The following is a 26,283-nucleotide window of genomic DNA, read 5'->3' as shown; positions in this document are numbered from 1 at the left end:
ATGAGCGCAACCGAGGAACCGTTGCCGGGCAACGCCACCGCCGGCGTGGTGCGCGTCGGCGACACCGTGCGCCGCCCGGTCGGCCCCTGGACCGACGCGGTGGACGCGCTGCTGGAACACCTGCACGCGGTGGGGTTCTCCGGCGCACCCCGACCGCTGGGCCGGGACGCGCAGGGCCGGCAGGTGCTGGAGTACGTCCCCGGCGAGGTCGGCGCGGCGTCGGGCACGTACCCGGTGGCGGACCTGTTCGCGATCGGCCGGATGCTGGCCGAGCTGCACGAGGCGCTGGCCGGTTTCATCCCGCCGGCCGGGGCGGCGTGGCAGCGGCTCATCCCGCCGGACCGGGAGGAACTCGTGTGCCACAACGACGTGGCCCCGTGGAACCTGATCAGGGCGGACCGGGGCTGGGTGCTGATCGACTGGGACGCCGCCGCGCCGGGCTCCCGGCTCTGGGACGTCGCGTACGCCGTGCAGAGCATGGGCGGCCTGCGCCCGGACCGGCCGGTGGCCGAGTCGGCGGCCCGGCTGCGCGCCTTCGCCGACGGCTACCGCCTGGACGAGGCGTCCCGTCCGGCCCTGGCCGCCACGCTGGGCCGTCGCGCCCGGGCCATGTACGACCTGCTGCGCGAGGGCGCGGAGCAGCGGCGCGAGCCGTGGGCCCGGATCTGGACCGAGGACGGCCCGTACTGGCTGGCCACCGCCGATCACCTCGACGCCCACGTCGACGCATGGGAGGCCGCCCTACGCTGACCGCCCTTTGCCGCCGCGAGCGGACCTCGCGCGGGTGCCGCTGCCGCTGGTCCAAGGGGCCCGCTCGGCGGTGCGTCCGCAGGTCGGGCAGCGGTCGCCGGTCCCGACCGGCCCAGCTCCACGCAGGCGCGTGCGCAAGGCGATCGCCAGCGGCAGCAGCGCGGGGCCGGCCAGGCCCACCACGACGGCCGTCGCGGCGAGCGCGTCCCAGCCGGGGTTGGGGGCGCCGCGCATGTTGCCGTCGAGCGCGCCGGCCAGCGGCTGAAGGAAGAGCAGGCCGAGCGGGGTCAGCAGCACCAGCAGCGCCCAGCCGCCCCGATGGTCGGCCCGCAGGGCCAACCCCGCGCCGAGCAGCAGCACCACGACGAGCAGCGTCACGGCGGCGCCGGGCAGGATTCCGCTCGCCGTCCAGCCGTGGTAGCTGACGTAGGAGTCGTAGCGGGGCAGCAGGTTGACACTCGTGAGGTTGGCGGCGGCGACCGCGAGCAGGGGCGCCGCCCGGATCAGCGCCGGCGGCCGTTCGGGCAGGCCCAGCGCCACCAGCCCCAGCCCGACCTGTGGCAACAGCACGAACAGCGGCGGTCGGGGCAGGCCGGCGAGGGTCGTGACCGGCACGACCGCGACGGTGAACAGCAGGGCGAGAGCCACGGCACGGCGGCTCCAGCGACCCGGTGCCGCCGCGTACACGGCCGCGGCGAGCAGCCAGGCGGCCCACACCCCGATCCCGAGCGAGACGAACGGCCCGGCGTGCGGCACGCCCCACTGCGCCATCGGCGGGTGCAGCTCCAGCCCCGACCAGGCCCCGGCCAGCGCCGTCGCGGTGAGGAAGGCGAGGACGGCGGCGAGGCGTACGCCCGGGATCAGGTCGGCGGCCCCGGCGGCCCGCAGCCGCTGGCGCAGGCCGCCGCGCAGCAGGTCCGCGGCGTCCGCCGGCGAGGGCCAGCGCCGCTCCGGGCCGGCCAGGTCGAGGTACGTGCCGACGATCTCCGCGCCGCGCGCCCGCCGGTATTCGGCCGGGTACGCCCGCAGCAGGCGGTGGTAGCGCCGCTCCAGCTCGCTCATGCCAGACCCCCGGCGGTACGCGGGGCGAGCGGCCGGGCCGCGCGGGCGCGCAGCCGGGCGGTGGCCGCCTCGACGTTGCGGCGCAGGCGCTCGGTCTCGGCGGCCAGCGTGGCGTCGCCGGCAGGGGAGAGGCGGTAGTAGCGGCGCAGCCGGCTGTCCACCACCTCCTCGCGGTCGACCTCGACCAGGCCGGCGTCGGTCAGCCGGTCGAGCGCCCCGTAGAGGGTGCCGGGGCGCAGCGACACGCGCCCGTCGGAGAGGGCGGCGACCTCGCCGATCAATCCGTAGCCGTGCATCGGCTCGCCGGCCAGCGCGGTGAGGATCAGGAAGGTGGGTTCGCGCAGCGGTGTGTCCACGCCCCGCAATATATCGGACGCGAAGGTATGCGGTGGCCCGTTACGTGCTGAACCTGCTCCGGCCGCGCCGTCCGGTCGTGCCGGCTGACTGGGCGCCGATGGCGCGTCGAGTGGAACACCACGGGTGTCAAAGCCCACCGGTGACACCCGTGGTGTTCCACCGGCCGGGTCGCGGAGCCGGTCGGGTCGGGGTGCGGGTGGGCCGGACGGGGCAGGCGCGTGCCCGTAGGGGGCGACACGCAGGAAGGCCCCGGGCGGACCCGGGGCCTTCCTGCGTGTCGCTGACTGCGTCAGCAGTCGAAGTACATGGCGAACTCGTGCGGGGTCGGGCGCAGGCGCACCGGGTCGACCTCGTTGGTGCGCTTCCACTCGATCCAGGTGGAGATCAGGTCGGGGGTGAAGACGCCGCCGTCGAGCAGGTAGTCGTGATCGGCCTCGAGGGAGTCGAGTACCGCCGACAGCGAGCCGGGGACCTGCTTGACGTCGCCCCACTCCTCCGGCGGGAGGTCGTAGAGGTCCTTGTCGATCGGCGCCGGCGGCTCGATCTTGCTCTTGATGCCGTCCAGGCCGGCCATCATCATCGCCGAGAAGGCGAGGTAGACGTTGGCCGACGGGTCCGGTACGCGGAACTCGACCCGCTTGGCCTTCGGGTTGTTGCCCGTGACGGGGATGCGGGTGCAGGCGGAGCGGTTGCGCTGGGAGTAGACCAGGTTGACCGGCGCCTCGAAGCCCGGCACCAGCCGGCGGTACGAGTTGATGGTCGGGTTGGTGAAGGCCAGCAGCGACGGGGCGTGGTGCAGCAGACCGCCGATGTACCAGCGGGCCATGTCGGACAGGCCGGCGTAGCCGGTCTCGTCGTAGAACAGCGGCTCGCCGTTGAGCCAGAGGCTCTGGTGGGTGTGCATGCCGGAGCCGTTGTCGCCGAAGAGCGGCTTCGGCATGAAGGTCGCGGTCTTGCCGTTGGCCCAGGTCTCGTTCTTCACGATGTACTTGAAGAGCTGGAGCTGGTCGGCGGCGTGCAGCAGCGTCGAGAACCGGTAGTTGATCTCGGACTGGCCGGCGGTGCCCACCTCGTGGTGCGAGCGCTCCACGGTGAACCCGCTGTCGACGAGGCGGCGCACGATGCTGTCGCGCAGGTCGGCGTAGTGGTCGACCGGCGGGACCGGGAAGTAGCCGCCCTTGTAGGGGGTCTTGTAGCCGCGGTTGCCGCCCGGCTCCTCACGCCCGCTGTTCCAGGCGCCCTCGACGGAGTCGATGTAGTAGAACGACTGGTGGGCCGAGGTCTCGTGGCGGATGGAGTCGAAGATGTAGAACTCCGCCTCCGCGCCGAAGTAGGCGGTGTCGGCGATGCCGCTGGCGGCCAGGTAGGCCTCGGCCTTCTTCGCCACGTTGCGCGGGTCCCGGCTGTAGGCCTCGCGGGTGAACGGGTCGTGGATGAAGAAGTTGAGCGCGAGGGTCTTCTGCGCCCGGAAGGGGTCGATGAAGGCGGTGGCGACGTCCGGGAGCAGGAGCATGTCCGACTCGTGGATCGCCTGGAAACCGCGGATCGACGAACCGTCGAAGGCCAGGCCCTCGGTGAAGAAGGCATCGTCGACAGACTCGACCGGCAGGTTGAAGTGCTGCATCACGCCGGGCAGGTCACAGAAACGTACGTCGACGAACTTCACGTCCTCGTTCTTGAGGTATCGCAGGAGTTCCTCGGGATTGGCGAACACACGTCCTCCTGGCACGTCCACGGGTGGCTAGGCTCCTGGCGACGCTATGGCCGCGCGGTTGCCCGGCCATGTCTTGAGTGTTTCTGCCGTGTTACGTCCCTCGCGGAGCGTCATCCGCGCCGCTCGGACGGGCCGAACCGGGCGGCCGGACGTCATCGGCTGTGCCATTCTATTGACAGTTGCTCGCCTTCGCCCCTTTTTGTCGCCGCCCACCCGTCGCCCGCCCATCCGTCACCCGCCCGGTCAGGCGCGCGGCGCACCCCCACCCCGCCACGGGCGGTCGTCCCCGATCCATCCATGCGACCTGGATACCCTTGACCGCTGTGACCAACCCGCATGATCGCCCCGTACCGCCCGCGTCGGATCCCGCCTTCACCCCGCCCAGCCTGGGCCGCCGGTTCGGCGCACTGGTGATCGACTGGGTGCTCTGCCTCCTCGCCGCCAGGGGCTTCGCCGACCCGGTCCGCGACGGGTGGGCGCCCGTGCTGGTGCTGATCGTCGAGTACGGCTTCTTCCTCGGGCTCTTCGCGCAGACGCCGGGCATGTTCATCACGAAGATCCGCTGCGTCGCCTGGGCCGACGGCGGCCGCATCGGGGTCGCCCGGGCCCTGCTGCGTGGTCTGCTGCTCGCCCTGGTCGTTCCGGCCCTGCTGATGGACGGCCACCGCCGCGGCCTGCACGACCGCCTGACGGGCTCCGTCGTCACCGACGCCCCCCGCTCCTGACACAGGCGAAGAGCCGGGCCCTGCGAGCAGGCCCGGCTCTTTCGCGTACGCGTCGTGGGTCAGCGACCGCGCGTCTGGCGGAACGCGCCCCGCGCGGGCCGCATGTTCTTCGGGATCGCGCCCTTGGGCATCTGCGGGCGGGCGGTGAGCGCCTTGAGCCGCTTGTCCAGCGAGTTGACGTCCTTGCCGCTGAGGCTGCGCGGCAGCCGCATGAGCGTCATCCGCAGCTTGCGGATGGGCAGCTCGCCCTCCTCCTGGCCGATCACGTAGTCGAAGAGCGGCGCGGAGCCGATCACCTTCGCCAGCCGCCGCTTCTCCTGGCCGAGCAGGCCGCGTACCCGCTGCGGGTTGCCCTCCGCCAGCAGGATCACCCCGGGTCGGCCGATGACCAGGTGGACCATGTCCATCTGCGTGGTGGAGCTGACCGCCGGGGTGACCCGCCAGTCGCCGCGCATGTTCTCCATGATCTGGGCCGCCGCGCCGGGCTGCCCCTCGGCGGCGTTCATCATCGCCCGGTTGGAGCGCAGGTTGAGCACGATCAGCAGGCAGAGCAGGGCGAACAGAATGCCCAGCGGCAGCCAGATCCAGCCCCAGAGCATGACCGCGACCACGGTGAGCGCGAGCGGGATCAGCACCGCGCCGGCGGCCATCGGCGCGAACCACCGGTCCTGCTTGGCGGTGAACTTGAACACCATCCCGATCTGCTTCAGCCGCTGGCCGAACGAGACCTTCTCCTGGGGCTTTGCCATGCCGCAGAGTCTAGTGGTCGCCGCACGTCGCCCTGTCCGCGGCCGGGCTGAGTACCTTACGCCGCCCCGGCGCCCCGGCGGCCCGGGGTAAGGAGGGGCGCCGGGCGAAGATCAGGAGTGATACCCCTGCTTCTCCAGAGCGTCAGGCCGGCGTGCAGCGAGGGGGATCGCCTCGCTGAGATCCTTCTAGCGGCGAATTTGTTCGGCGCGATCCCGTAGATGAGTGACCCTGACCAGTTCCGGGTGACCGGGCTGTGTACCTCGGTCAACGCGGTTTTGGCGCCGGCCCCATTGCAAATGTTGCGTAGTGGGGTCAGTTGTTGGTCGAGGCGGGCCTCTGGTCAAGCTGGATATCTATCTCCGCGTCGTGGTTCATCCTGCGAAGGGGCGACATTCTATTTAGTGGGCGCATCCAGGTCAAGCGCAATTCTCTAGGCGGTTTGTGAGGTGGGCGGAGCGGGGTAGGTCGATGTTCTCGGGGTCTTGCCTCCGACTAGTGCATCTGGTTGTATCGATGGAGAAATATTGACCGAAGCGGGGGAGGGTGCAGTGAGAAGGCCTATTCTTAGTGCGGGGCGGGGATTCGTTGCCTTAGTTATGGCCGCCGGGGGGATAGTGGGAGTGCAGGTGGCGGCGACTGCCCCGGCGCAAGCCGCTGAACGGTGCGTCTCGGGAGCTTGGAATGCGCTGGGGGACGGCGAGGTGCTCCGCAGCGGTACGACCGGAGACACGCGTTATCCTGCGACCCTGCATGGGAAGACCGTGCGCCTCTACAGCAACCGCGCCAACGCGTCAGTGATCGCGAAGGTCGAGAACGCCTCTTCGGGGGACGTTGTCTCTATCGACAGGTCCAATTTCTCCGTGACTGGTACGGCGGAGCACTACTGGAAGACGACCAGCCAAATTCAGGCGTTGGGGACCTGGGACTACTGTCAAAAGACGGCAAGCTCGAGTGGCACCCTTACGTCACAGCGAATTGATGGCGCTCACCGCTACGTGCGGGTCTGCCTTCGTCGATCCGGCGCCCTGCAATGTACGAACGTCTGGTATGGCGACAACGATGACGATGCTGGCGATGTGACCCGTCAACCTTGATGGCGAGTCAATAGAGATCGAGGTTTGCGTAGTCTGTGATCCCTTGGCTGGGACGGTGTAGCGTTTTCCTGGCCAAGGGATCAACCTTGGTTGAACTGCCACGAAACCGGGTCAGCGCCTACGGCAAATCATTGCACGATCGCCTGAAGGCGGTTGCGACCAACGCCTAGCGGCGTACGCAGCAGCTATTGGACCCTGTCCTCAGCAAGAAGCATGCCGCGGGCCTCGAGCGCCTGCCGGTAGAGCCGCCCGGCCCGGTACGACGAGCGCACCAGCGGCCCGCTCATCACGCCCGCGAAGCCGATCTCCTCGGCCTCCTCGCGCAGCTCGACGAACTCCTCCGGCTTCACCCAGCGGGTGACGGGGTGGTGCCGGGGGGTGGGGCGCAGGTACTGCGTGATGGTGATCAGCTCGCACCCGGCGTCGTGCAGGTCGCGCAGCGCCTGGGAGACCTCGGCGCGCTCCTCGCCCATGCCCAGGATCAGGTTGGACTTGGTGACCAGCCCGTCGGCGCGGGCCTGCCGGATCACGTCCAGCGACCGCTCGTAGCGGAACGCCGGCCGGATCCGCTTGAAGATCCGCGGCACGGTCTCCACGTTGTGCGCCAGCACCTCCGGCCGGGCGCCGAAGACCTCGGCGAGCTGCTCGGGGACCGCGTTGAAGTCGGGGATCAGCAGCTCGACGCCGCAGCCGGGCTGGAGGGCGTGGATCTGCCGGACGGTCTCGGCGTAGAGCCAGGCGCCGCCGTCGGGCAGGTCGTCGCGGGCCACGCCGGTGATGGTCGCGTAGCGCAGGCCCATCGAGACCACCGACTCGGCGACGCGGCGCGGCTCGTCGGCGTCGAACTCGGCCGGCTTGCCCGTGTCGATCTGGCAGAAGTCGCAGCGCCGGGTGCACTGGTCGCCACCGATGAGGAAGGTGGCCTCCCGGTCCTCCCAGCACTCGTAGATGTTGGGGCAGCCGGCCTCCTGGCAGACCGTGTGCAGCCCTTCGCGCGTCACGAGCCCGCGCAGCTGGGTGTACTCCGGCCCCATCTTGGCCTTGACCTTGATCCACGGCGGTTTGCGCTCGATCGGCGTCTCGGCGTTGCGCGCCTCGATCCGCAGGAGGCGCCGCCCCTCGGGGGCGGGCGTCGTCGTGCGCGCTGCCTGGCCGGTCGTCGGCGCGGAGTGCTCGATCGTCACGAAACCGAGCCTACGCCCGACGGTCGCCGTCGATGTAGCGCGGGCGACGGGCGTCACCCCGGGAACCTTGTGACGCCGGCCACCGGGGCAGGGGAAATCCCGTCACAGGAGCGTCGGCGGGGGTGCTAGCGTGCCCGGCAGAGCTGTGACGGAGCCGAGTAGCGCCCCGACCCGCCAGTTGAAGAGAGCCGCCGGTTGCTGTGAGGCGGTCTGGCACCGGGCGCGTGAAGACCCTCCCGAGCTGCGGGAAGAACGGCGGGTGGCCGACGCCGCGCGACTGCGCGGACGGCACCCCGCCCAGTAGAGCCCGCCCGGCTGGCCCCGGTGAAAAGGCGACGAACGAGGCCCCCGCCAGCGGGGGCGAAGGTGTGGTGGCACCGCGAGGTTTCCCGCTCGCCCACACCTCCCGGGGATCGCGTTGCGATTATCGAGGAGGTACCGCCGTGCAACGCATCCTTTCCACCCAGCTCTCCGCCCATGTCGGCGTGCCCGTCCGGATCGCCGGCTGGGTGCACCGCCGCCGCCTGCTCAAGTCGGTGGCCTTCCTGATCGTGCGGGACGCCGCCGGCCTCGCCCAGGTGGTGGTCGCCGACCCGGCCGTGCGCGCCGAGGTGGAGGCACTCACCGAGGAGACGGTCGTCGAGGTCACCGGCACGGTGGTCGCGAACCCGACGGCCCCCGCCGGGGTCGAGCTGACCGCGCCGACGGTACGACCGCTCGGTCCGCCCGCCGTACCGCCGCCGTTCGACCTGTACCGGCCGGCGCTCACCGCGAGCCTGCCCACCCAGCTCGACCACGCTCCGGTGGCCCTGCGCCACCCGACCCGCGCGGCCGCGCTGCGCGTCTCGGCGGCGGCGGTGGCCGGCTTCCGGGCCGCGCTCGACGCCCGCGACTTCGTGGAGATCCACACCCCGAAGGTGGTCGGCTCGTCCACCGAGAGCGGGGCGAACGTCTTCGCGCTGGACTGGTTCGGCCGGCCCGCGTACCTGGCCCAGTCGCCGCAGTTCTACAAGCAGCTCATGGTCGGCGTCTTCGAGCGCGTCTACGAGGTCGGGCCGGTGTTCCGGGCCGAGCCGCACGACACCGTCCGGCACCTGGCGCAGTACACCTCGCTCGACGCCGAGCTGGGCTTCGTCACCGACCACCGGGACGTGATGGTCGTGCTGCGCGACACGCTGGCCGGGATGCTGGGCAGCGTCACCGAGCGGGCCGGTGCCGCGCTGGCCACGCTGGGCGTCACCGCCCCGGACGTGCCGGCGGAGATCCCGGCCGTGCACTTCACCGAGGCGCTCCGGATCGCGGGCGCGCCGGCCGACGAGCCGGACCTGGCCCCGGCGCACGAGCGGGCGCTGGGCGAGTGGGCGCGGCGGGAGCACGGCTCGGAGTTCCTCTTCGTCACCGGCTACCCGATGGCGAAGCGACCCTTCTACACCCATCCGGACCCGGCGCGGCCCGCGTACTCCAACGGGTTCGACCTGCTCTTCCGGGGCCTGGAGCTGGTGACGGGCGGGCAGCGGCTGCACCGGCACGCCGACTACCTGGCGGCGCTCGCCGCCCGGGGCGAGCCGGTCGAGCCGTACGCCGGCTACGTCGACGCGTTCCGGCACGGGATGCCCCCGCACGGCGGCTTCGCCATCGGGCTGGAACGTTTCGTGGCCCGCCTCACCGGCGCAACCAACGTCCGCGAGGTCACGGCCTTCCCCCGCGACCTCCACCGCCTGACCCCGTAACGCCCCCGACCCCCGGCCCACCGCGGTGGGCCGGGGTGGGGTCAGGGGCGGGGTGGGCCGAGGAGGTCCCAGAGGTTGCCGGCGATGTCGCGGAAGACGGCGACCCGGCCGTACGGCTCGGCGCGCGGCGGCTTCACGAACTCGACGCCCGCCTCGACCATCCGCCGGTGGACGGCGTCGAAGTCGTCGACCTGAAGGAAGAAGCCGACCCGGCCGGCGACCTGGTCGCCGACCGATCGGGCCTGCCGGTCGCCGTCGGCGCGGGCCAGCAGCAGCCCGGTCTGCGCCCCCGGCGGGCGGACGACGACCCAGCGCTTCGGCCGGCCGTCGTTGGTCAGCGACGGGGAGTCCTCCACCAGTTCGAAGCCGAGCACCTCGGTGAAGAAGTCGATGGCCGGGTCGTACTCGGCCACGACGATCGTGACCAGGTCGATCCGCACCGGTCAGGCCGTGACGAGGGTGGGCAGGTGACGCTCGACGAACGGCAGCACGTCGGCGACGGTGACCGGGTGGCCCAGCTCGGCCGTCAGGGAGGTGACGCCGGCGTCGCGGATGCCGCAGGGCACGATCCGGTCGAAGTGCCCGAGGTCGCAGTCGCAGTTGATGGAGAAGCCGTGCAGGGTCACCCCGCGGGCGACACGGATGCCGATGGCGGCCACCTTGCGGGCCGGCCCCCGGTCGTCCTCGGGCACCCAGACCCCGCTGCGCCCCTCGACCCGGCCGGCGGTCAGCCCGAACTCGGCGCAGACGTCGATCAGCAACTGCTCGGTGCGGCGGACGTAGGCCACCACGTCGACCGGGTCGGGCAGCCGCACGATGGGGTAGCCGACCAACTGCCCCGGGCCGTGCCAGGTGATCTTGCCGCCCCGGTCCACGTCGACGACCGGGGTGCCGTCCATGGGGCGGTCCCACGGCTCCGTGCGCTTGCCGGCGGTGTAGACGCTCGGGTGCTCCAGCAGCAGCACGGTGTCACCGCGTTCGCCGGCCACCACCGACTCGTGCAGGCGGCGCTGCTCGTCCCAGGCGGCCTGGTAGTCGAGGACACCGGCGCGGACGGCCGTGAGGCCGGAGGTCGTCGTGGTCACGCCGCCAAGCCTAGACCCGTACCGGCCGGTCACCATCGGTGACGCGGCTCACGAGGAGGACCCGGCGGCGGGCGGCCCGGGCGGCCCGGCTCAGCCCTGCGGGACCCGCCACAGCCACACGTCGTCCACCCGCTCGGGCGGGCCGAGCAGCGCGGTCACCGTACGCCGGATCGCCTCCTCGTCGACCGGCCACTTCGCCCCGTGCACCTCGTCGGCCAGCACGACCGTCTCGATGCGCCAGTGCCGCAGGTCGGCGCGGACCTCCTGGATGCTGCCCTCGGTGATGATCGGCACCAGCCCGCTCCGGCCGGCCTGGTCCACCAGCGCGCCGAACGGGCGTGGCGTCGGGCCGATGCGCCCCCGGCCGTCGGGGCCGCCGGGGCCGAGGAAGAAGCCGGAGGGGATCGCGAACTCGCCCTGCCGGTGCGCCAGGGCGTACGCCTGCCAGCGCTGGCCGTCGGGATAGACGTCGAGGGTCAGCGGCACCGGGGTCAGCACCCCGCCGGGGGAGACGTACTCCCGCCACGTCCCGGCGGTGATGAAGCGCGGGATCGGTTCGCGCTCGATGGTCAGCAGCGGGGTGGGCACCAGCGGCAGCAGTGCCAGCGCGAACCCCGCCCACCAGGCCAGCCGCGTCCGGCGGCGCCGGGGTGGGGCGGCCCGGAGCTCCTCGACGGCGTACGCGAGCAGCACTCCGATCACCGGCGCCACGATCAGCGCCAGCCGGGCCGGCAGGGCGGCGTTGACCACCGGCAGGTGCCCGAGCAGGTCGAACGGCATCGGCAGGTCGACGCGCCGCCCGTCGACCTTGGCCACGGGGCCGAACGACAGCACCGTGAAGACGGCGGCGGTCACGCCCAGCGCCCAGAGCGTCGCCCGGCGGCCCGCGTCGGCCCGGCGCCACAGCGCCACGAAGCAGGCGGCGGTGAGCAGCAGCAGCGGAATGCCGAAGAAGGAGTTCTCCTCGGTCGGGTTGGGCGCGAGTTGGGTGCCCAGCCCCGCCTCCCCGGCGAGCGAGCGGCGCGGGTACGCCGCGTAGGCGACGACGTCCTCGGAGTGGATGACGGCGTCGAAGCCGGTGCCGTGGAAGCGCTGCGGGCCGGCGAAGTGCAGCCACAGCGGGTACGCCAGCAGCACGCCCGCGACGACGGCGGTGACGCCGAGGCCGCGCAGGAAGGTCGGCAGCACCGCGCGGGCCTCGGCGCGGTGGGCCGGGTGCAGCGCCCAGACGGCGACGAAGACGCCGAGCGCCAGCGCCGTGAAGAAGAGCCCCTCGGCGGCGATGGAGAAGGCGACGGCCACGACCGCGCCGAGGATCGCGCCGTCGCGCAGCGGGTGGCGGGAGCGGCGCAGCGCGAAGGTCCGCCAGATCAGCAGCGGTACGAGCCAGCCCGCCGTCCAGTTCAGGTGGGCGTTGGCGTGCGAGACCATGCCGGGGGAGAAGCCGATGAACAGCCCGCCGACGGCTGCGGCGAGCGGGCTGCGGAGCAGGTGCCGGGAGAGCAGCCAGTACCAGGCCAGCGCGGTGGCGGCCAGGTTGAGGGTGAGGATCACCAGGAACGTGGCCGGCGGCCCGATGAGGTACGTCAGCGGCGCGAAGAGCACCGCGTAGACGGTGATCGAGGTGTTGACCGCGAGGTTCACCCCGTCGGGCACGTTGACCAGGTAGGTGAAGAGCGGGTTGTCGCCGTGGGTCACCGCGTGGCCGCCGAAGGCCAGCAGCCACTCGAAGAGCGCCTGGTCGCTGGAGTTGACCGTGATGGTGCGGGTGTTCGGGTCCCGCCACAGCCCGCTTGTCACCCAGACGGCGAGCGCCAGCGCGACCAGCGCCACGGTCAGGTCGGCCCGCCGGTGGCGGACGACGCGGGGCGGCGGGGCCGGCGAAGGCGCCAGGGACGGGGAGGTCGGCACGCAGCGGACGTTACCAACCGCACCGGGGCAGGCCGGTCAGGACGCACATCCCTCGGGACGGGAATGTGTGAGCGTGCCCCATGTCACAACATCGACGCATCGACGTAACGTCGCGGCAATTCGCGGGTGACCCAGTTCACACCCCGTCCCCAGGAGGCCCCCGTGCGCCGCTCCCCGTCCCTGCTCGCCCGGCTGACCGGCGTGGTCGCCGGGGCCGTCCTCGCCGCCGCCGCGGTGACGGCCGTCGCCGCCCCCGCCCAGGCCGCCACCCTGACCCAGGTCACCAACTTCGGCTCCAACCCCGGCAACCTCGCCATGTACGCGTACCGGCCCGACAACCTGCCGGCGGGGGCCCCGGCCGTCGTACTGCTGCACGGCTGCACCCAGAACGCGGCCGGCTACTTCGCCAACTCGGGCTGGCAGAAGTTCGCCGACCAGTGGAAGTTCGCCCTCATCGTGCCGCAGCAGTCCAGCGCCAACCAGCCGCTGAGCTGCTTCAACTGGTTCGTGGAGCAGGACATCACCCGCGGCTCGGGCGAGGCGCTGTCGATCAAGCAGATGGTCGACCACGCCCGCAACAACTACGGCACCGACGCCCGCCGGGTCTTCGTCAGCGGGCTCTCCGCCGGCGGGGGGATGAGCGCGGTCATGCTCGCCACCTACCCGGACGTCTTCGCCGCCGGCTCGGTCGTGGCCGGCCTGCCGTACCGCTGCTCCCCGCCCGCCTCCACCAGCACCTGCCAGTACAGCGGGGTGAACAAGACCCCGCAGGAGTGGGGCAACCTCGTGCGGGCCGCGTATCCCGGGCACACGGGCCCGCGCCCCCGGGTCGCCGTCTGGCACGGCACCTCGGACTCCACGGTGGTACCGGCCAACGCCACCGAGCTGCGCGACCAGTGGACCAACGTCCGGGGTGTCCCGCAGACCCCCACCCGCACCGCGTCGCTGCCCGCCAACACCGCCCTGGAGGTGTACGGCAACGACGACGTGCGCGTCTACCGGGTCTCCGGCATGGGCCACGGCACCCCGGTCGACCCGGGTCCCGGAGCCGAGCAGTGCGGCACCGCCGGGGCGTACCTGCTGGACACCATCTGCTCGGCGTACCACGACGCGGTCTTCTTCGGCCTGAACGGGAACCCCGGCCCGAGCCCCACCGCGACGCCGACGGCGACCCCCACCACGACCCCCACCACGACCCCCACGGCCACCCCGACCGCCTCCCCGACGGCGTCCCCGACCTGCGTCACGGCCAGCAACTACGCCCACGTCACCGCCGGCCGCGCCTACCACTCCGGCGGCTACGCCTACGCCAACGGCTCCAACCAGCGGATGGGCCTCTACAACACCTTCTACACCAGCACCCTCAAGCAGACCGGCCCCAACCACTGGGTGATCGGCTGCTGATCCGCTACGCGCTGCCCTTCCCGACCTCGGGCGGCGTGTGCCCGGCTCCCATGGGGGCCGGGCCCGCCGCCCGGGCGGCCCGGCCGCCGATCTCACGCAGGTACGCGACGAGTTCCGGCGGCTCGTGCACCTCGAACTCGCAGCCGAGCGTCAGCAGCCGCCAGGCCAGCCATTCCAGGGTGTCGGTGTGCCCGCTCAGCCGGCAGCTGCCGGCGTCGATCGGCACGAGATCGCCGGGCGCGTCGCCGACCCGGCCGGCCACCGCCTCGACGGGGGCGTGCAGGGTCGCCACCGCACGGTGCACCGGGGTCCGTTCGAGTAGCTTCTCCGTCACGTACGCGGCGGCGTCCGGGGCGGGCAGTTGCCGTGGCGCGGCGCGCACCCCGATGGAGACCGGCTCGCCGATGCGGTCCACCCGGAAGATCCGCCAGTCGTCCCGGTCGTTGTCATAGCCGACGAGGTACCACCGGCGTCCCGCCGACACCAGCCGGTGCGGCTCCACGCGGCGCTCGGCGGCCACGCCGTCGTGCCGACGGTAGGTGAACCGCAGCCGCTCGCGGTTGGCGATGGCGGCGGCGAGCCCGGTCAACTGCTCGGGACCCACCGTCGGCCGGCTCCAGGTCAGCATGGGCTCGGTGGCGGCGCCCAGCGCACCGACGCGGTGCCGCAGCCGGGCGGGCAGCACCTGCTCCAGCTTCGCCAGCGCCCGGACCGACGCCTCCTCGATGCCGGTCACCGCGTGCCCGGCGGCGGTCCGCAGGCCCACCGCGATCGCCACGGCCTCCTCGTCGTCGAGCAGCAGCGGCGGCATGGCCCGGCCCGCGACCAGCCGGTAGCCGCCGACCGCGCCCATCGTGGCGCGCACCGGGTAGCCCAGCTCGCGTAGGCGCTCCACGTCGCGGCGGATGGTCCGCGGGCTGACGCCGAGCCGCGCGGCCAGCTCGCTGCCGGGCCACTCGCGAGGGGTCTGCAACAGCGACAGCAGGGTCAGCAGTCGGCCGGGGGTGTCGGGCACGGCGCCGAGAATGCCAGCGATGTGTGACAGAAGCTGACCTACATGGCTCCTAGCGTGGTCGGCATGACGCCCTTCCGGATCGACATCCCGCAAGCGGACCTCGACGACCTGCGCGACCGGCTCACCCGCACCCGGTGGCCCCGGCAACTGCCGGGCGACGGCTGGAGCCGCGGGGTGCCACTGGACTACCTGCGCGACCTGGCCGGGTACTGGGCGACCGGCTACGACTGGCGGGCGCAGGAGGCGCGGCTGAACGCGTTCCCGCAGTTCGTCACCGCGATCGACGGGCTGGACGTGCACTTCCTGCACGTCCGCTCGCCGGAGCCGGACGCGCTGCCGCTGATCCTCACCCACGGGTGGCCGAACTCGTTCGTGGAGTTCACCGAGCTGATCGGGCCGCTGACCGATCCCCGGGCGTACGGGGCCGACCCGGCACACGCCTTCCACGTGGTGGTGCCGTCGGTGCCGGGCTTCGGGTTCTCCCAGGCACCGCCGCAGACCGGCTGCACGGTCGGCCGGGTCGCCCGGACGTGGGCCGAGCTGATGCGTCGCCTCGGCTACGACCGGTACGGCACCCAGGGCGGTGACCTCGGCGCCTACGTGGCGCCGGAGGTGGCCCTGGCCGACCCGGAACACGTCGTCGGGGTCCACGTCGACGGCGGGCTCGGCTTTCCCACCGAAGCCGACGTGCCGGACATGAGCGACGAGGAGCGTGCCCTCTACGCCGAGATGCAGCAGTGGATGAGCGGCGGCGTGGACCACCACGCGCTGCTGCGGGCGGCGCCGCAGACCTTCGCGTACGCCTGGAACGACTCGCCGGTCGGGCTGCTGGCCTGGCTGGTCCAGAAGTTCAAGGAGTTCACCCTCACCGCGCCCACGCCCGAGCAGGCCATCGCCCGCGACCTGATCCTGACGAACGCGACCCTGTACTGGTTGACCGGCACCGCCGGTACCTCGTCCTGGTTCATGTACGACAGCACCCGATTCGCCTGGCCGAAGGGGCAGGCGCTGGTGCCCAGCGGCGTCTACGGCGGTGGCCCGCCGCTGTTCCGCCGCCTCGCCGAGCGGCACAACAAGATCATCCACTGGCCGGCGGGGAACCCGGGCGGCCACTTCGTCGCGATGGAGGAACCGCAGGCCCACGCGGCCGACATCCGGGCGTTCTTCGGCGGCCTGCGGTGACCGGCCTGACCTGGCCCCGGGTGCACGCCCGGCGGCTGGAGCGGCACGCGCTCTCAGCCCCCGGGGCGTTCGACGCGGGTGCCACCCGGAGCGCTCCGGCGGCGGACCCGGTGGCCCGGGTGGTGTCCGCGATCTGCGGCGCGCACGCCCAGGTGGCCTCGGCCGCCGAGCTCTCCGTCGGGCTGCGGGTCGCCGGGGCCACCCGGACGACGGTCCGTCAGGCGCTGTGGGCGGACCGCACCCTGGTCAAGACGCGCGGGCCGCGCGGCACCGTGCACCTGCTCGCCGCCGCCGACCTGCCGATGTGGATCGGCGCGCTGTCCGCGATGCCGGTCCCGCCGCACGGGCAGAACCGCGATCTGCTCACTCCCGCGCAGGCCGAGCAGGTGGTGGCGGCCGTCGCCGACGCGCTGCGCGACGCCGAGCTGACCACCGAGGAGCTGACCGAGCAGGTCGTGGCCCGCACCGGCCCGTGGGCCGGCGACCGGGTGATGGAGGCATTCCAGGACAGGTGGCCGCGCTGGATGGCCGCGATGGCGGCGGCGACCCGGCGTGGGGCGATGTGTTCCGGCCCGAACCGGGGCCGCGTCACCACCCACACCAGCCCGGCGCGCTGGCTGCCCGGGTTCGCCCCGATGGCCGGCCCGGCCGCCCTCGCCGAGCTGGCACGCGGCTACCTGTACGCGTACGGCCCGGCCACCCCGGCGCACTTCGCCCAGTGGCTGGCGGTGCCCCGGCGGTGGGCGACCGAGCTGTTCGGGTCGCTGGACCTGGAACAGGTCACCGTCGAGGGCACCCGGGCGTGGGTGGCGGCCGGTGACACCGACTTCCCACCCGACGGCCCCACCGGGGTGTGGCTGCTGCCGTACTTCGACACCTACCAGGTCGGCTGCCACCCGCGCGAGCTGCTGTTCCCCGGCGCCGCCGGCTCACGTGCCCTGGCCGGCGGCCAGGCCGGGAACTATCCGGTGCTGCTGGTGGACGGGACGGTCGCCGGGGTGTGGCACCAGCGCCGCTCCGGTCGCAGGATCCACGTCACCGTGGAACCGCTGACCGAGCTGCGCGCCGACCGGCGGCGGGCACTGGACGCGCAGGTCGAGCGGGTCGGTCAGATCCTGGAGGGCACGCCGTCGCTGACCGTCGGTCCGATCAGCGTCGGCGCACACGCCTAGCCCGGCCGCGCGAGCTGTTCGGCCAGCCGGTCACCCCGCCCGCCGCGCTAATCGGTGAGGGCCGCGTGCAGGGCGGTGGCCAGGGTGGGGTGGCGGTAGGTGAAGCCGGCCCCCGTGAGCACGCCGGGGAGGACGCGGGTGCTGGTCAGCGCCTCGTGCGCGAAGCCGCCCAGCACCACCTTCAACGCCAGCGCCGGGATCGGGACGATCGCCGGTCGGCGCAGCTGCCGGGCCAGCTCCCGGGTGAACTCGGCGTTGGTCACCGGGGCCGGCCCGACCAGGTTGACCGGCCCCACCAGGTCGTCGCGGTCCAGGACGAACCGGGTGGCGTCCAGCCAGTCCGCCATGGAGATCCACGGCAGCCACTGCCGGCCACTGCCGAGCCGGCCGGCGATGCCCAGCCGGAACGGCAGCAGCTGCGGCTTGAGCAGTCCGCCGTCGCGGTGCAGCGGCAGCCCGATGCGCAGCCGCACGACGCGTACGCCCGCGTCCTCGGCCGGCCGGGTCGCGGCCTCCCAGACCCGGCAGACGTCGGCCAGGAAGCCCTCGCCCGCCGGAGCGTCCTCCTCGACGGCCCGGTCGCCGGTGTCGCCGTACCAGCCGACCGCCGAGGAGTTCAGCAGCGCCCCGGGCCGGTCGGCCTGGGGCAGGCCGGCGATGGTGATCGCCAGCGTGGTGGTGGTGTCGACCCGGCTGGAACGGATCAGCTGCCGGTACTCGTCGTTCCACCGCTTGTCGCCCACGCCCGCCCCGGCCAGGTTGACCACCGCGTCCGCCTCCGCCACCACCGCCGGGTCGAGCTGCGCGGCGGAGGGGTTCCACTGCCGCTCGTCGGCGGTGCGCGGCAGCCGGCGGACCAGCCGGGTTACCTGGTGGCCGTCCGCCGTGAGCCGGTCGACCAGCCGGGTGCCGAGGAAGCCGGACGCGCCGGCGATGAGGATCCGCATGCTCCCATCTTCGGGCACGGAGGGCCGATCGGATGCGCTGAGGCGGTCGCGCACCCCCACCGGGCGCGACCGCCGACCGGACGGCCGGCGGCGCGCCGCGTCCCGGTGGATCAGCAGCCGGCGGTACGCGTGTAGTTGCGCGTCCCGAAGTAGAGCGCCAGGTTGCCGCTGAAGCGCACCTTGATGTCGCTGCCGTTCAGGCGCTGCTCGTAGTGCAGGTGCGAGCCGGCGGAGCCGCCGCTGTTGCCCACGTACCCGATGGTGGTGCTGTAACCGACGGACTGGCCGACCGAGACGTTGAATCCGCTCAGGTGGGCGTAGTAGGTGGTGTACCCGTTGCCGTGGTTGATCCGCACGTACCGGCCGTAGCTGGTGTCGCCGAGGTTGGCGACGACGTCCACCGTGCCCGGGGCGCTGGCCTTGACCGGATCGCCGTGGTCGTTGGCCCGGTTGAAGTCGATCGCGTACTGCGGGCTGTGCCCGGTGCGGGTCTCACCGGACCACGTCTGGTTGCACGGGAACGGCGTGCGGAACGACGGCGCGGCGGCGGCGGGCGACGCCGGCACCAGGAACGCGGCGGTGGCCAGCAGGGCGACGCTGAGGGAACTCGTCAGACGGGTACGCATCCGAACCTCCACGGTCATAACCTTCGATGTATCTGCCGGATGATGTCAGAAAGCTCCGAGGACCGGAAGCGGTCGAAGGCTATTGATGCGCTGGCTCCGGGCGGCTATGCCACCTCGTGAGCCGGCGCGGCGGTGGCGCGTACGGACTTGAGGATCGAGACGATGCGGTCCACGTCGTCGGAGGCGAAGAGCGACTCCGGCCCGTGCGGGGCGATTTCGGTGAACGGCGACTCGTAGAGCCGGTCGACCTCCATCATCCCGTTCTGCGTCAGGTGACCGATGATCATGTGGATGAAGTGCATTTGGTTCTTCGTGGGGCTCCGCCCGACGAGGAACTCGTCGAACGCCTCCACGGCCGCGGCCCGGTCCAGGCCGACCAGCGACCGGATGAACAGCCCGAGTCCGTCCGTCGTCTGCCGGGCGTGCTCGACGTCCTCGGCGGCACCGGCGCCGCTCTCGGTCAGCATCCGCTCCAGCTCCGCCAGGTCGGCGGGGGAGAGCTGCCGGTTTCGCCGCAGCTTCTGCAACGCCAGGTGATCCTCGTGGGAGCGCAGGTAGGCGCGGGCCTTGATCCGGAACCGCTCGTGGTCGGTGCCGATCCTCGCCCGCGGGATGGTGACCTCGGTCAGTTCGCCGAGTTGGTCGGCGAAGTCGGTGTAGACGATGGTGCGCCGGGAGCGTTCGATCAGCCGGACCAGCGACCGGACGCGGCGACGCAGCCGTTCCAGCATCGGCAGGGTGACGTCCTGCCACCACTCGTCGCCGGCCACCTCGTCCAGGAGCTCCTGCTGTTCGCGGATCGCCGGGATGCTGGTCTGCTCCAGCAGGGCCGACGCGATCTCCTGCACCTGCCTGCGCAGCCGTTCGTCGGCCGGTTTCCCGTCGAGCTGGCCGAGCTGGAGCCGCAGGATCATCAGGTCGAAGCGCTTGGCGGTCTCGTCGTCGTCCCTGACCGCGCTCGGCAGCCCGGCGAGGTGGCGCCCCATCTCGTCGTACGCCTGCGGCGTCAGCCGGTGCCAGTTGGCGAAGTCGACGTAGAACTGCACGGCGCGGCGCTTGGGGCGTACGACGAAGTTCTCCGGGTTGATGCCGGCGACGCGCTCGTGCAGGTGGTGGGCGACGTCCCAGCGCAGGCCGGCCTCGCTGCGGGTGCCGTCGGTCTCGGGCTCGGCCTCGGCCGGCAGGCGCTGGTCGAGCCGGTAGACCAGTTCGAGCCGCGCCCTGAACAGCCGCTCGGTGAGCGACTGGCCGAGCGACCCTTCGGTGACCGGCACGTCCTGGCTGAAGTATTCGAAGTTGCGGCAGCAGTCGAAGACGTAGAAGTCCTGCTTGTGCTGGCCCGGCCCGTACAGGTCGGGGCAGAGACGGGTGCCGCGGCCGATCATCTGCCAGAACTTCGACTTGGACCGTACGACCTTGAAGAAAACCAGGTTGACGACCTCGGGCACGTCGATGCCGGTGTCGAGCATGTCCACCGAGATCGCGATGTGCGGGGCCTTTTCCTTGACGGAGAAGTCGTCGATGAGCTTCTGGGCGTAGTCGACCTGGTGGGTGATGACCTGGGCGAAGTGACCCGCCAGGTGGGGGTAGGCGAGGTCGAAGCGGTCCCGGATGAAGTTGGCGTGGTCCTTGTTCTTGGCGAAGATGATCGTCTTGCCGAGCCGGTCCCCGCCGGCGACCTTGTGCCCGTGGGTCACCAGGGTCTGCAACACCTTGTCGACCGTGTCGGTGTTGAATAGCCACTTGTTGACCCCGTCCGGGTCGACCCCGTCCGGCGGGCCGTCCTCGCCCCAGTCCAGGGCGTCCCACCGCTCCTTGTCGTCCTCGCTGAGGTCGTCGTAGCGGATGCCGTCCCACTGGAACTTCAGCGGCACGGACACCGCGCGCGGGGGAACCAGGTACTTCTCCTCGACCGCCTCGTCCAGGTCGTAGTGGTCGGTGGGCACGCCGTCCTCCAGGCGGAAGAGGCTGTAGGTGTTGCGGTCGATCTCGTTGCGCGGGGTCGCGGTGAGGCCGACCAACAGCGCGTCGAACCAGGAGAAGATCGCCCGGTACTTCTGGTAGACCGAGCGGTGCGCCTCGTCGATGACGACCAGGTCGAAATAGCCGGGGCCGAAGCGCCGCACGCCACCCACGGTCTCGTCGATCAGGCCCATCATGGTCGGGTACGTCGACACGTACACCCGGCCGTCCGTGTTCCTCTCGGTGACCAGGTTGACCGTGGCCACCTCGGGCAGGTGCGCCTTGAAGGCGTTGACGGCCTGCTTGACCAGGGCGGTGCGGTCGGCGAGGAAGAGCACCCGCTTGACCCAGTTGGCCCGCATGAGCTGCTCGACGAGGGCGATGACCGTGCGCGTCTTGCCCGCCCCGGTCGCCATGACCAGCAGAGCCTGGCGCTGCCGGTGCAGTTCGAACGCCTCACCGACCGCCCCGATGGCCCGCTTCTGGTAGTGCCGCTCGACGATCCGCTCGTTGATCTCCGACCCGACGAGCGGCCGGCGGGTCTCCCGCCGCTGCACGAGCAGGTGCAGCTCAGCCTTCGTGTAGAAGCCCTGTACGGGGCGGGGCGGGTAGGCGGTGTCGTCCCAGAGCCAGTGCTCGTAGCCGTTGGTGCAGAAGATCACGGGGCGCTGCCCGTACGTCTGCTCCAGGCAGTCGGCGTAGAGCTTGGCCTGCTGCTGGCCCGCGGTGGCGTCGCGGCGGGCCCGCTTGGCCTCCACCACGGCGAGCGGTTTGCCGTCGTCCCCCCAGAGCACGTAGTCGACAACGCCCGCGCCGCTGCCGTTGGGCATGCCGATCACCGGGAACTCCCGGTCACGCGGCTGGTCGAGCGCCCAGCCGGCCTCCTTGAGGAGCACGTCGACGAAGAGATCGCGGGTCTGCGCCTCGTCGTAGTCGTGGTCGTCGGGCCGAGCCTCGTTCGCGGCCTTCGCGGCGGCGACCTGGGCACGCAGCTTCGCCAGTTCGGCGTCGAGGCTGGCGTTCTTCTCCCGCTCGGCGGCGAGCGTCGCGTCCTGGGCGGCGAGCTTGTCGGCCAGCGCCTTGAGGTCGGCCTGGCTGGTCTGCTGCGGGCTGCCGTGCGCCGGCCGGGGGATGATCGTCTCGTCGAAGGCGAGCGCGCTCGGCGGCACCTGCGACTGGTCGCGGGTGTAGCGGCGGGCCACCCAGTAGAGGACGTGGAACAGCTCGCGCACGACCGGCAGGGAATCGGTCGACTTGACCGGGGCGCTCTTGTGCACCGCCCAGTTGCCCTGCTTGCGGATGATCTCCATCTTGGCGTGCAGCGCCGGCCCGACCAGGTGCCGCAGCGTCGGCTCGTGGATCATCGCCGCCAGGTCTTTCTTGTACGGCGGAGCGAGCGTGCGGTCGGCCTCCAACAGCCACGTGAGGGTGTGCTCCAACGTGCGACGGGCATAGAAACAGGCGGTACGCGGATCGAGCACCGTGTTCCGCTCGGCCTTGGCGGCTTCCCGGAACAGGTCGGGCCACTCGGCACGCAGGAAGAGAAAATTGCTCATGTAGCGCCAACCCCCACAGTCGACAGCAGCCCCTGATCTTCTCACGCCAGCGCCGCACACTTCCGGCCCGGATGTCGAGATGGTCGTGGATCCGACTGAGCGTCTACGGGGCCTTGTGGGCCGCTCCGCGTACGTGCTGCGCTGTGGTGATGACAATCCGCACGTCTGAACCAAGGAACACGATTGTTGTGAAGGTGGAGATCGTCGCGGACTTCGGGGACGAACGGCTCGCGCTGAGCTGAAAAGCGCAGAACGACCACGAAAGGGGCGCCCGGCCGGTGCTCCTTTCGTCCTAGCGGCGGGCAGGGTGAATGCCCAGGTTGCAGGCTCCGGAATCCGTTCTCGGTCGGGATGGCTGGTACGTGTCGAGTATCGAAGAGATCACCGGTGAACTGCATGCCCTGGCAGCGGCTGTTGAACGGGCCCAGCGCCTCGCGGCTGCGGTTGACAACCAGGCCCGGGAGATCGCCGTGCGGGCTGCCGGCACGGGGTTCGCCGGGGTCGCTGCCGGAATAGCCCGGGTACGGGCCGCCGTCTCCACCATCCAGGCCGGGCTGAGTAGTGCTGCTACTGCGGTCGGGGAGGCGAACAGCGCCGCCGCGTCCGTGCCACGGCAGGCAACTCCGCAGGAGACCGTCGCCGGACTGGCGCCGGTCCAGCAGGGTGTCGCCAGGGCGCGCGAGACCACCACCACGGTAATAGCGCAGGTCGACAACGCCCGACAAATCGTCAGCGTGGTCCTGCATGGCGGACAACCCGGTCCGCTCCTGGGGGCCCTCGATGCCGTCAAGCAGGTGTCGGTGCTCCTCGTGCAGCGCAGTGGCAGCGCCCAGCAGGCCGTCGAAGCGGCGACCAACCAGGCTCGACAGCTGGGGGCGTCGGGAAATTGATCGGGGCTGTCCGTCGCCCAGCGGCCAGCCCCGCCCCGACCACCAGTAACGAGCCGCCGCCTGTCGAATCTGATGAGGTGCGGGACAACCACGACGAGTTCCCGCCGTGGAGCAGGCAACCCACGGGAGTCAGGAACGGCAGACCGACCGGATCGCGTACCAGGATCGGCCCCAGAGTGGACGCCAGCACCCGACGAGCGCTGGAGCTGGAGAACGAGTGTGCCGACACCGTGGCAGGCAGGGGTTACCGGATACACCAGAATCCGACCCGGCAGGAAGTTGGGGACGCCCGCCTTCGCACCGGCGACAGCGGCAACGCTGACAAGGATCCGGACTACCTCGTCGAAGGTCATGTCTTCGACTGCTACTCACCGACAGCTCGTACGTCGGTGCGCAACGTCTGGAGCCAGGTGCGGGAAAAGGTGGATGACGAACAGACCCAGCGCGTGGTGGTGCACCTCAAGGACTGGAAGGGTGACATGACGGCTCTGCGGCGCCAGTTCGACGACTGGCCCATCGACGGGCTGAAGGAGCTGGTCGTGGTGAAACCCGACGGTACGATCCAACAGATCATCCGGCGCGACTGAGAGGGGCAGACATGGCCGTCGAGTTCCGTCTGATCCTGGCCGGTGATCCGCCCGTCGACGAGATCGCCGTCCTGACTGCCGCCGATCCCCGCGAGGAGCCACAACCGACGTCGGATCGGCGCTTGTTCACCGCCCGCCTGTACGACCAACGCGGCTATGCCATCACCCTCCGCTCCGGCACGCACGGCTATTACGAGGCCGACACCGACGGCGACTCTCGTTGGGAATGGGAACCCGAGACGTACGTCAACGTCACCTTCTCCATGCACGCCGACGACCTGGTCGACAAGGGCATCCCCAACATGGTGACGACGGTGGCCAGAGTGCTGGCCGGTCGGAACGAGGACGCGGCCCTGATCCAGGATGGCAACTACCTCCTCCTGACCCGCACCAACGGCGTCATCCGTACACACCGCACAAGCTGGTGGAATCACTACCACCTGGAGCACCTCATCACCGGTTGATGGGGGTGCTGACCTGGTCGGTGGGACCCTGCGCAAGCACAATGTGGCCCTGTGGCCCGATGAGGCATTCGACAACGTTGTCCCGGGTGCGTGAGTTGAAGGCGTCCGTGGTGGCTGCCCACGGCTACCGGGCGCGAGCCCAGGCGGTGAAGCGCTCGGCGAGGTTGTCCGGCGGCGTGCCGCCGTCCAGCTCGGCGAGCTGTTGCGCGGCCTCGACCTGGAGCGTCGCCAGGTAGACGAGCAGAGCCGTCCGGCTCTCCCGGTACTCGCCCAGGAGACGGAGTTTCGCCGACGAGCAGGGCCAGGCGATGCCACAGGCCGAGCAGCGCCAGGTGGGCCGGCTCGGCAGGTGGTCGCGGCTGCGGCGGCTCACCGGGTGCCTGCCCGTGCGGGAACGGGCGGAACCGGAGTGCGGCGGCCAGCCGGCACCTCGCGGATCGCCCTGCTCAGCCAGCGGACGCCGGCGCGTAGGGCGTACAGCTCGCGTTGCTGGACCGCCGCGCCGCGCCGGTTCAGCTCGTAGCCCTCGAACCAGAACCAGCCGGCGTACGGGTGCCGGTCGGTCAGCTCCCGGATCACGCGCACGGTCAGCGGCCGGGTGAACTGAGGCGACGCCTCGCGGGTCAGCAGGACGACGTCCCCGGCGCGCAGCGGGCCGGCGCTCACCAGCGGCCCCCGTTCGCCCGCCACTGCTGTGCCGGAGTCAGTGTCCCCGCGCGGCCGGGTTGGACGGTGGGGATCGGCCGGGTCGGCGCGAACAGGGCGGCCGGCAGGTTCGTGCCCCCGACGGGCGGCCGAGGCGGCGGGGGCGGGGCGGGCTTGCGGCGCCAGAAGCGCAGGTTCACGGCGGGCCTCCTTCGCGGATTGGAAGGGGCCGCCCCGGCTGCTCGCCCGAGGGCGGCCCCGACAGCGCTCCCGCCGGGCATCGAGCCTCCACCAGGTAGCGCCGCATGCAAGCCACCTTGCCGAGAGTCATGGGATCAGTACACAGCGTTAATGTATGGTGCGGAGATATCCGGGACGTCCACAGGGGAGGCGGGATGAATCACATACTCCAAGCGGCAATGGTTGAGGTTGGGGAGACTGCGGAGAGCCTTGCAGCTCAGACGGGCGTTGATCCAAAGACTGCAGCGCGTTGGGTCTCGCCGGGACGCGTGCCGCAACCGCGCCGCCGTGTGCAAGTGGCTGCGATCCTTGGGCGGAACGTTGGCGACCTATGGCCCGATGTCCTGAAGCGACGCGAGCCGCAGTGGCTCCGCGAGTGGGTCGACTGGGAACGGGAGACAGTCGCGCTGCGGTGGTTCGAGCACGCGTGGATACCCGGGCTGCTCCAGACTGAGGCGTACGCACGGGCGACCTTGGCCGGGGAGGCGCTGACCCCCGCCGAGGTGGACGAACTGGTCGGTTCTCGTCTCGAGCGTCAGGCCATCCTGCGCCGGGAGCGCCCGCCACTGCTGACTGCTGTCATCTTCGAAGGAGTGCTCTATCAATCGGCGTACGGTGACCGGGCGTTGATGCGCGAGCAGACCGAGCACCTTGCACAGTGCGCGACCCTGGCCACGGTCCAAGTGCACATCGTGCCGAAAGATGTCGGTATGTATCCGGGCCTTGGTGGGGGATTCATCCTCGCCGAGTTGCCGGACGGCGAGCACGTCGCACACGTTGACAGCCAAGCCCCCGCGCAGATCCTTAAGCAGCCTGCGGACGTTGCTACGCTGAGCCGGAGGTGGGAGCGCATCAGGGGCGAAGCCCTCTCCCGAACCCAATCCTTAGAGCTGATCAGGGAAGCGGCAGGATCATGGACATGACCGGTGCGCGGTGGCGCAAGAGCACGAAGAGCGGCAACAACGGTGGCTCGTGCGTCGAGGTCGCCGACAACCTGCCTGGCGTCATCGGCGTCCGGGACTCGAAGGACCCGAGCGGCCCGGCGCTGGTCTTCACGCCGGTAGCCTGGCAGGCGTTCGTCGCCCGGATCGCCGAGCAAAGCTGACCGACCGTAGACCCACAGCAGCGCTCGCCCCGACGCCGGAGCGGGCGCTTCTACCTGGACGACGCCCCGACTGCAGCGCTCGGGACGCCTGAATCACTCCAGCGCGAAAGGCCAGAGGAAGTTCTC

The 26,283-nt window shown here is 71.4% G+C and carries 25 protein-coding genes; 11 read left to right on the top strand and 14 right to left on the bottom strand.

Going from position 1 to position 26,283, the window contains the following annotated elements:
* A complete protein-coding gene (locus tag AC5L34_RS14565; RefSeq protein ID WP_494825318.1) occupies positions 1-750 on the top strand; it encodes a phosphotransferase in 750 nt (249 codons plus the stop codon).
* Here the strand turns inward: AC5L34_RS14565 and AC5L34_RS14560 are convergent.
* The 3 genes from AC5L34_RS14560 to glnA form a co-directional block, all read right to left on the bottom strand.
* Positions 742-1,812 carry a hypothetical protein gene (locus AC5L34_RS14560; protein ID WP_494825316.1) on the bottom strand — a complete coding sequence of 357 codons (1,071 nt, stop codon included), beginning with the start codon at positions 1,810-1,812 and terminating at the stop codon, positions 742-744. The two genes, AC5L34_RS14565 and AC5L34_RS14560, sit on opposite strands and share 9 nt — an antisense overlap.
* A complete protein-coding gene (locus AC5L34_RS14555; protein WP_441174949.1) occupies positions 1,809-2,168 on the bottom strand; it encodes a PadR family transcriptional regulator in 360 nt (119 codons plus the stop codon). Before AC5L34_RS14555 ends, AC5L34_RS14560 begins: the two co-directional genes overlap by 4 nt.
* 290 nt (positions 2,169-2,458) lie before the next feature.
* Positions 2,459-3,883 (bottom strand): type I glutamate--ammonia ligase, encoded by a 1,425-nt coding sequence (gene glnA, locus AC5L34_RS14550; protein WP_088999117.1) that lies wholly within the window; start codon positions 3,881-3,883, stop codon positions 2,459-2,461.
* A 323-nt stretch (positions 3,884-4,206) separates the two neighbouring features.
* On the opposite strand from glnA, the gene AC5L34_RS14545 reads away from it, so the two are divergent.
* Positions 4,207-4,608, top strand: a complete 402-nt coding sequence (locus AC5L34_RS14545) for an RDD family protein (RefSeq protein WP_392567291.1) — start codon at positions 4,207-4,209, stop codon at positions 4,606-4,608.
* 59 nt (positions 4,609-4,667) lie between these two features.
* On the opposite strand, the gene AC5L34_RS14540 is transcribed toward AC5L34_RS14545, so the two are convergent.
* Together AC5L34_RS14540 and lipA are read right to left on the bottom strand one after the other, a co-directional pair.
* On the bottom strand, positions 4,668-5,357 hold the full coding sequence (locus AC5L34_RS14540) for a DUF4191 domain-containing protein (RefSeq protein WP_101412071.1): 690 nt from the start codon (positions 5,355-5,357) through the stop codon (positions 4,668-4,670).
* 1,280 nt (positions 5,358-6,637) lie between these two features.
* Complete coding sequence (gene lipA / locus AC5L34_RS14535) at positions 6,638-7,693, bottom strand: lipoyl synthase (protein WP_441174948.1); 1,056 nt, start codon at positions 7,691-7,693, stop codon at positions 6,638-6,640.
* A gap of 386 nt (positions 7,694-8,079) precedes the next feature.
* Here lipA and aspS point away from each other — a divergent pair, with 386 nt between their 5' ends.
* A complete protein-coding gene (aspS, locus tag AC5L34_RS14530; RefSeq protein WP_250100991.1) occupies positions 8,080-9,366 on the top strand; it encodes an aspartate--tRNA(Asn) ligase in 1,287 nt (428 codons plus the stop codon).
* 41 nt (positions 9,367-9,407) lie between these two features.
* On the opposite strand, the gene AC5L34_RS14525 is transcribed toward aspS, so the two are convergent.
* From AC5L34_RS14525 to AC5L34_RS14515, 3 genes are all read right to left on the bottom strand, one after another.
* Positions 9,408-9,806: a VOC family protein gene (locus AC5L34_RS14525; protein WP_441174947.1), complete on the bottom strand. Its 399-nt coding sequence runs from the start codon at positions 9,804-9,806 to the stop codon at positions 9,408-9,410.
* 3 nt (positions 9,807-9,809) lie between these two features.
* On the bottom strand, positions 9,810-10,451 hold the full coding sequence (gene lipB / locus AC5L34_RS14520; RefSeq protein ID WP_494825312.1) for a lipoyl(octanoyl) transferase LipB: 642 nt from the start codon (positions 10,449-10,451) through the stop codon (positions 9,810-9,812).
* Between the two features lie 90 nt (positions 10,452-10,541).
* A complete protein-coding gene (locus AC5L34_RS14515; RefSeq protein WP_494825310.1) occupies positions 10,542-12,362 on the bottom strand; it encodes a TgpA N-terminal domain-containing protein in 1,821 nt (606 codons plus the stop codon).
* Between the two features lie 162 nt (positions 12,363-12,524).
* Here AC5L34_RS14515 and AC5L34_RS14510 point away from each other — a divergent pair, with 162 nt between their 5' ends.
* Positions 12,525-13,766 carry an extracellular catalytic domain type 1 short-chain-length polyhydroxyalkanoate depolymerase gene (locus tag AC5L34_RS14510; RefSeq protein WP_494825308.1) on the top strand — a complete coding sequence of 414 codons (1,242 nt, stop codon included), beginning with the start codon at positions 12,525-12,527 and terminating at the stop codon, positions 13,764-13,766.
* Between the two features lie 4 nt (positions 13,767-13,770).
* On the opposite strand, the gene AC5L34_RS14505 is transcribed toward AC5L34_RS14510, so the two are convergent.
* Positions 13,771-14,781 carry a helix-turn-helix transcriptional regulator gene (locus AC5L34_RS14505; protein ID WP_441174943.1) on the bottom strand — a complete coding sequence of 337 codons (1,011 nt, stop codon included), beginning with the start codon at positions 14,779-14,781 and terminating at the stop codon, positions 13,771-13,773.
* Between the two features lie 63 nt (positions 14,782-14,844).
* On the opposite strand from AC5L34_RS14505, the gene AC5L34_RS14500 reads away from it, so the two are divergent.
* Both AC5L34_RS14500 and AC5L34_RS14495 read left to right on the top strand, forming a co-directional pair.
* A complete protein-coding gene (locus AC5L34_RS14500) occupies positions 14,845-15,963 on the top strand; it encodes an epoxide hydrolase family protein (RefSeq protein ID WP_441174942.1) in 1,119 nt (372 codons plus the stop codon).
* The gene (locus tag AC5L34_RS14495) at positions 15,960-17,135 is read left to right on the top strand and encodes a winged helix DNA-binding domain-containing protein (protein ID WP_494825305.1); all 1,176 of its coding nucleotides are present in this window, start codon (positions 15,960-15,962) and stop codon (positions 17,133-17,135) included. Before AC5L34_RS14500 ends, AC5L34_RS14495 begins: the two co-directional genes overlap by 4 nt.
* Before the next feature lie 47 nt (positions 17,136-17,182).
* Here the strand turns inward: AC5L34_RS14495 and AC5L34_RS14490 are convergent, their stop codons facing one another.
* The 3 genes from AC5L34_RS14490 to AC5L34_RS14480 all read right to left on the bottom strand — a co-directional run bounded on the left by AC5L34_RS14490 (position 17,183) and on the right by AC5L34_RS14480 (position 22,226).
* Positions 17,183-18,082 carry a TIGR01777 family oxidoreductase gene (locus tag AC5L34_RS14490; RefSeq protein ID WP_494825303.1) on the bottom strand — a complete coding sequence of 300 codons (900 nt, stop codon included), beginning with the start codon at positions 18,080-18,082 and terminating at the stop codon, positions 17,183-17,185.
* Between the two features lie 110 nt (positions 18,083-18,192).
* Positions 18,193-18,708: a M23 family metallopeptidase gene (locus tag AC5L34_RS14485; RefSeq protein ID WP_441174939.1), complete on the bottom strand. Its 516-nt coding sequence runs from the start codon at positions 18,706-18,708 to the stop codon at positions 18,193-18,195.
* 104 nt (positions 18,709-18,812) lie between these two features.
* Positions 18,813-22,226 carry a DEAD/DEAH box helicase family protein gene (locus tag AC5L34_RS14480; RefSeq protein ID WP_441174938.1) on the bottom strand — a complete coding sequence of 1,138 codons (3,414 nt, stop codon included), beginning with the start codon at positions 22,224-22,226 and terminating at the stop codon, positions 18,813-18,815.
* Positions 22,227-22,588: 362 nt separating this feature from the next.
* Between AC5L34_RS14480 and AC5L34_RS14475 the strand changes: the two genes are divergently transcribed.
* The 3 genes from AC5L34_RS14475 (at position 22,589) to AC5L34_RS14465 (ending at position 24,167) form a co-directional block, all read left to right on the top strand.
* A complete protein-coding gene (locus AC5L34_RS14475) occupies positions 22,589-23,116 on the top strand; it encodes a DUF6244 family protein (RefSeq protein WP_494825369.1) in 528 nt (175 codons plus the stop codon).
* 176 nt (positions 23,117-23,292) lie between these two features.
* Positions 23,293-23,703: a CdiA C-terminal domain-containing protein gene (locus AC5L34_RS14470; protein WP_494825301.1), complete on the top strand. Its 411-nt coding sequence runs from the start codon at positions 23,293-23,295 to the stop codon at positions 23,701-23,703.
* An 11-nt stretch (positions 23,704-23,714) separates the two neighbouring features.
* Complete coding sequence (locus tag AC5L34_RS14465; protein ID WP_494825299.1) at positions 23,715-24,167, top strand: SitI3 family protein; 453 nt, start codon at positions 23,715-23,717, stop codon at positions 24,165-24,167.
* Positions 24,168-24,291: 124 nt separating this feature from the next.
* Here AC5L34_RS14465 and AC5L34_RS14460 read toward each other — a convergent pair whose 3' ends face one another.
* Positions 24,292-24,540: a flavin reductase gene (locus AC5L34_RS14460; RefSeq protein WP_088999129.1), complete on the bottom strand. Its 249-nt coding sequence runs from the start codon at positions 24,538-24,540 to the stop codon at positions 24,292-24,294.
* Positions 24,537-24,833: a hypothetical protein gene (locus AC5L34_RS14455; protein ID WP_197697799.1), complete on the bottom strand. Its 297-nt coding sequence runs from the start codon at positions 24,831-24,833 to the stop codon at positions 24,537-24,539. The genes AC5L34_RS14460 and AC5L34_RS14455 overlap by 4 nt, the downstream gene beginning before the upstream one ends.
* Before the next feature lie 374 nt (positions 24,834-25,207).
* On the opposite strand from AC5L34_RS14455, the gene AC5L34_RS14450 reads away from it, so the two are divergent.
* Both AC5L34_RS14450 and AC5L34_RS14445 read left to right on the top strand, forming a co-directional pair.
* Positions 25,208-25,975, top strand: a complete 768-nt coding sequence (locus AC5L34_RS14450) for a DUF5753 domain-containing protein (protein WP_494825296.1) — start codon at positions 25,208-25,210, stop codon at positions 25,973-25,975.
* Positions 25,966-26,157, top strand: coding sequence for a DUF397 domain-containing protein (locus AC5L34_RS14445; RefSeq protein ID WP_494825294.1), 192 nt, complete (start codon positions 25,966-25,968; stop codon positions 26,155-26,157). The genes AC5L34_RS14450 and AC5L34_RS14445 overlap by 10 nt, the downstream gene beginning before the upstream one ends.
* The last annotated feature ends 126 nt before the right edge of the window (positions 26,158-26,283 follow it).

The sequence above is a fragment of the Micromonospora sp. ZG13 genome (assembly GCF_059359355.1).
The sequence above is the reverse complement of the archived record's forward strand: the minus strand, read 5'-3'. Positions and strand labels throughout refer to the sequence as shown.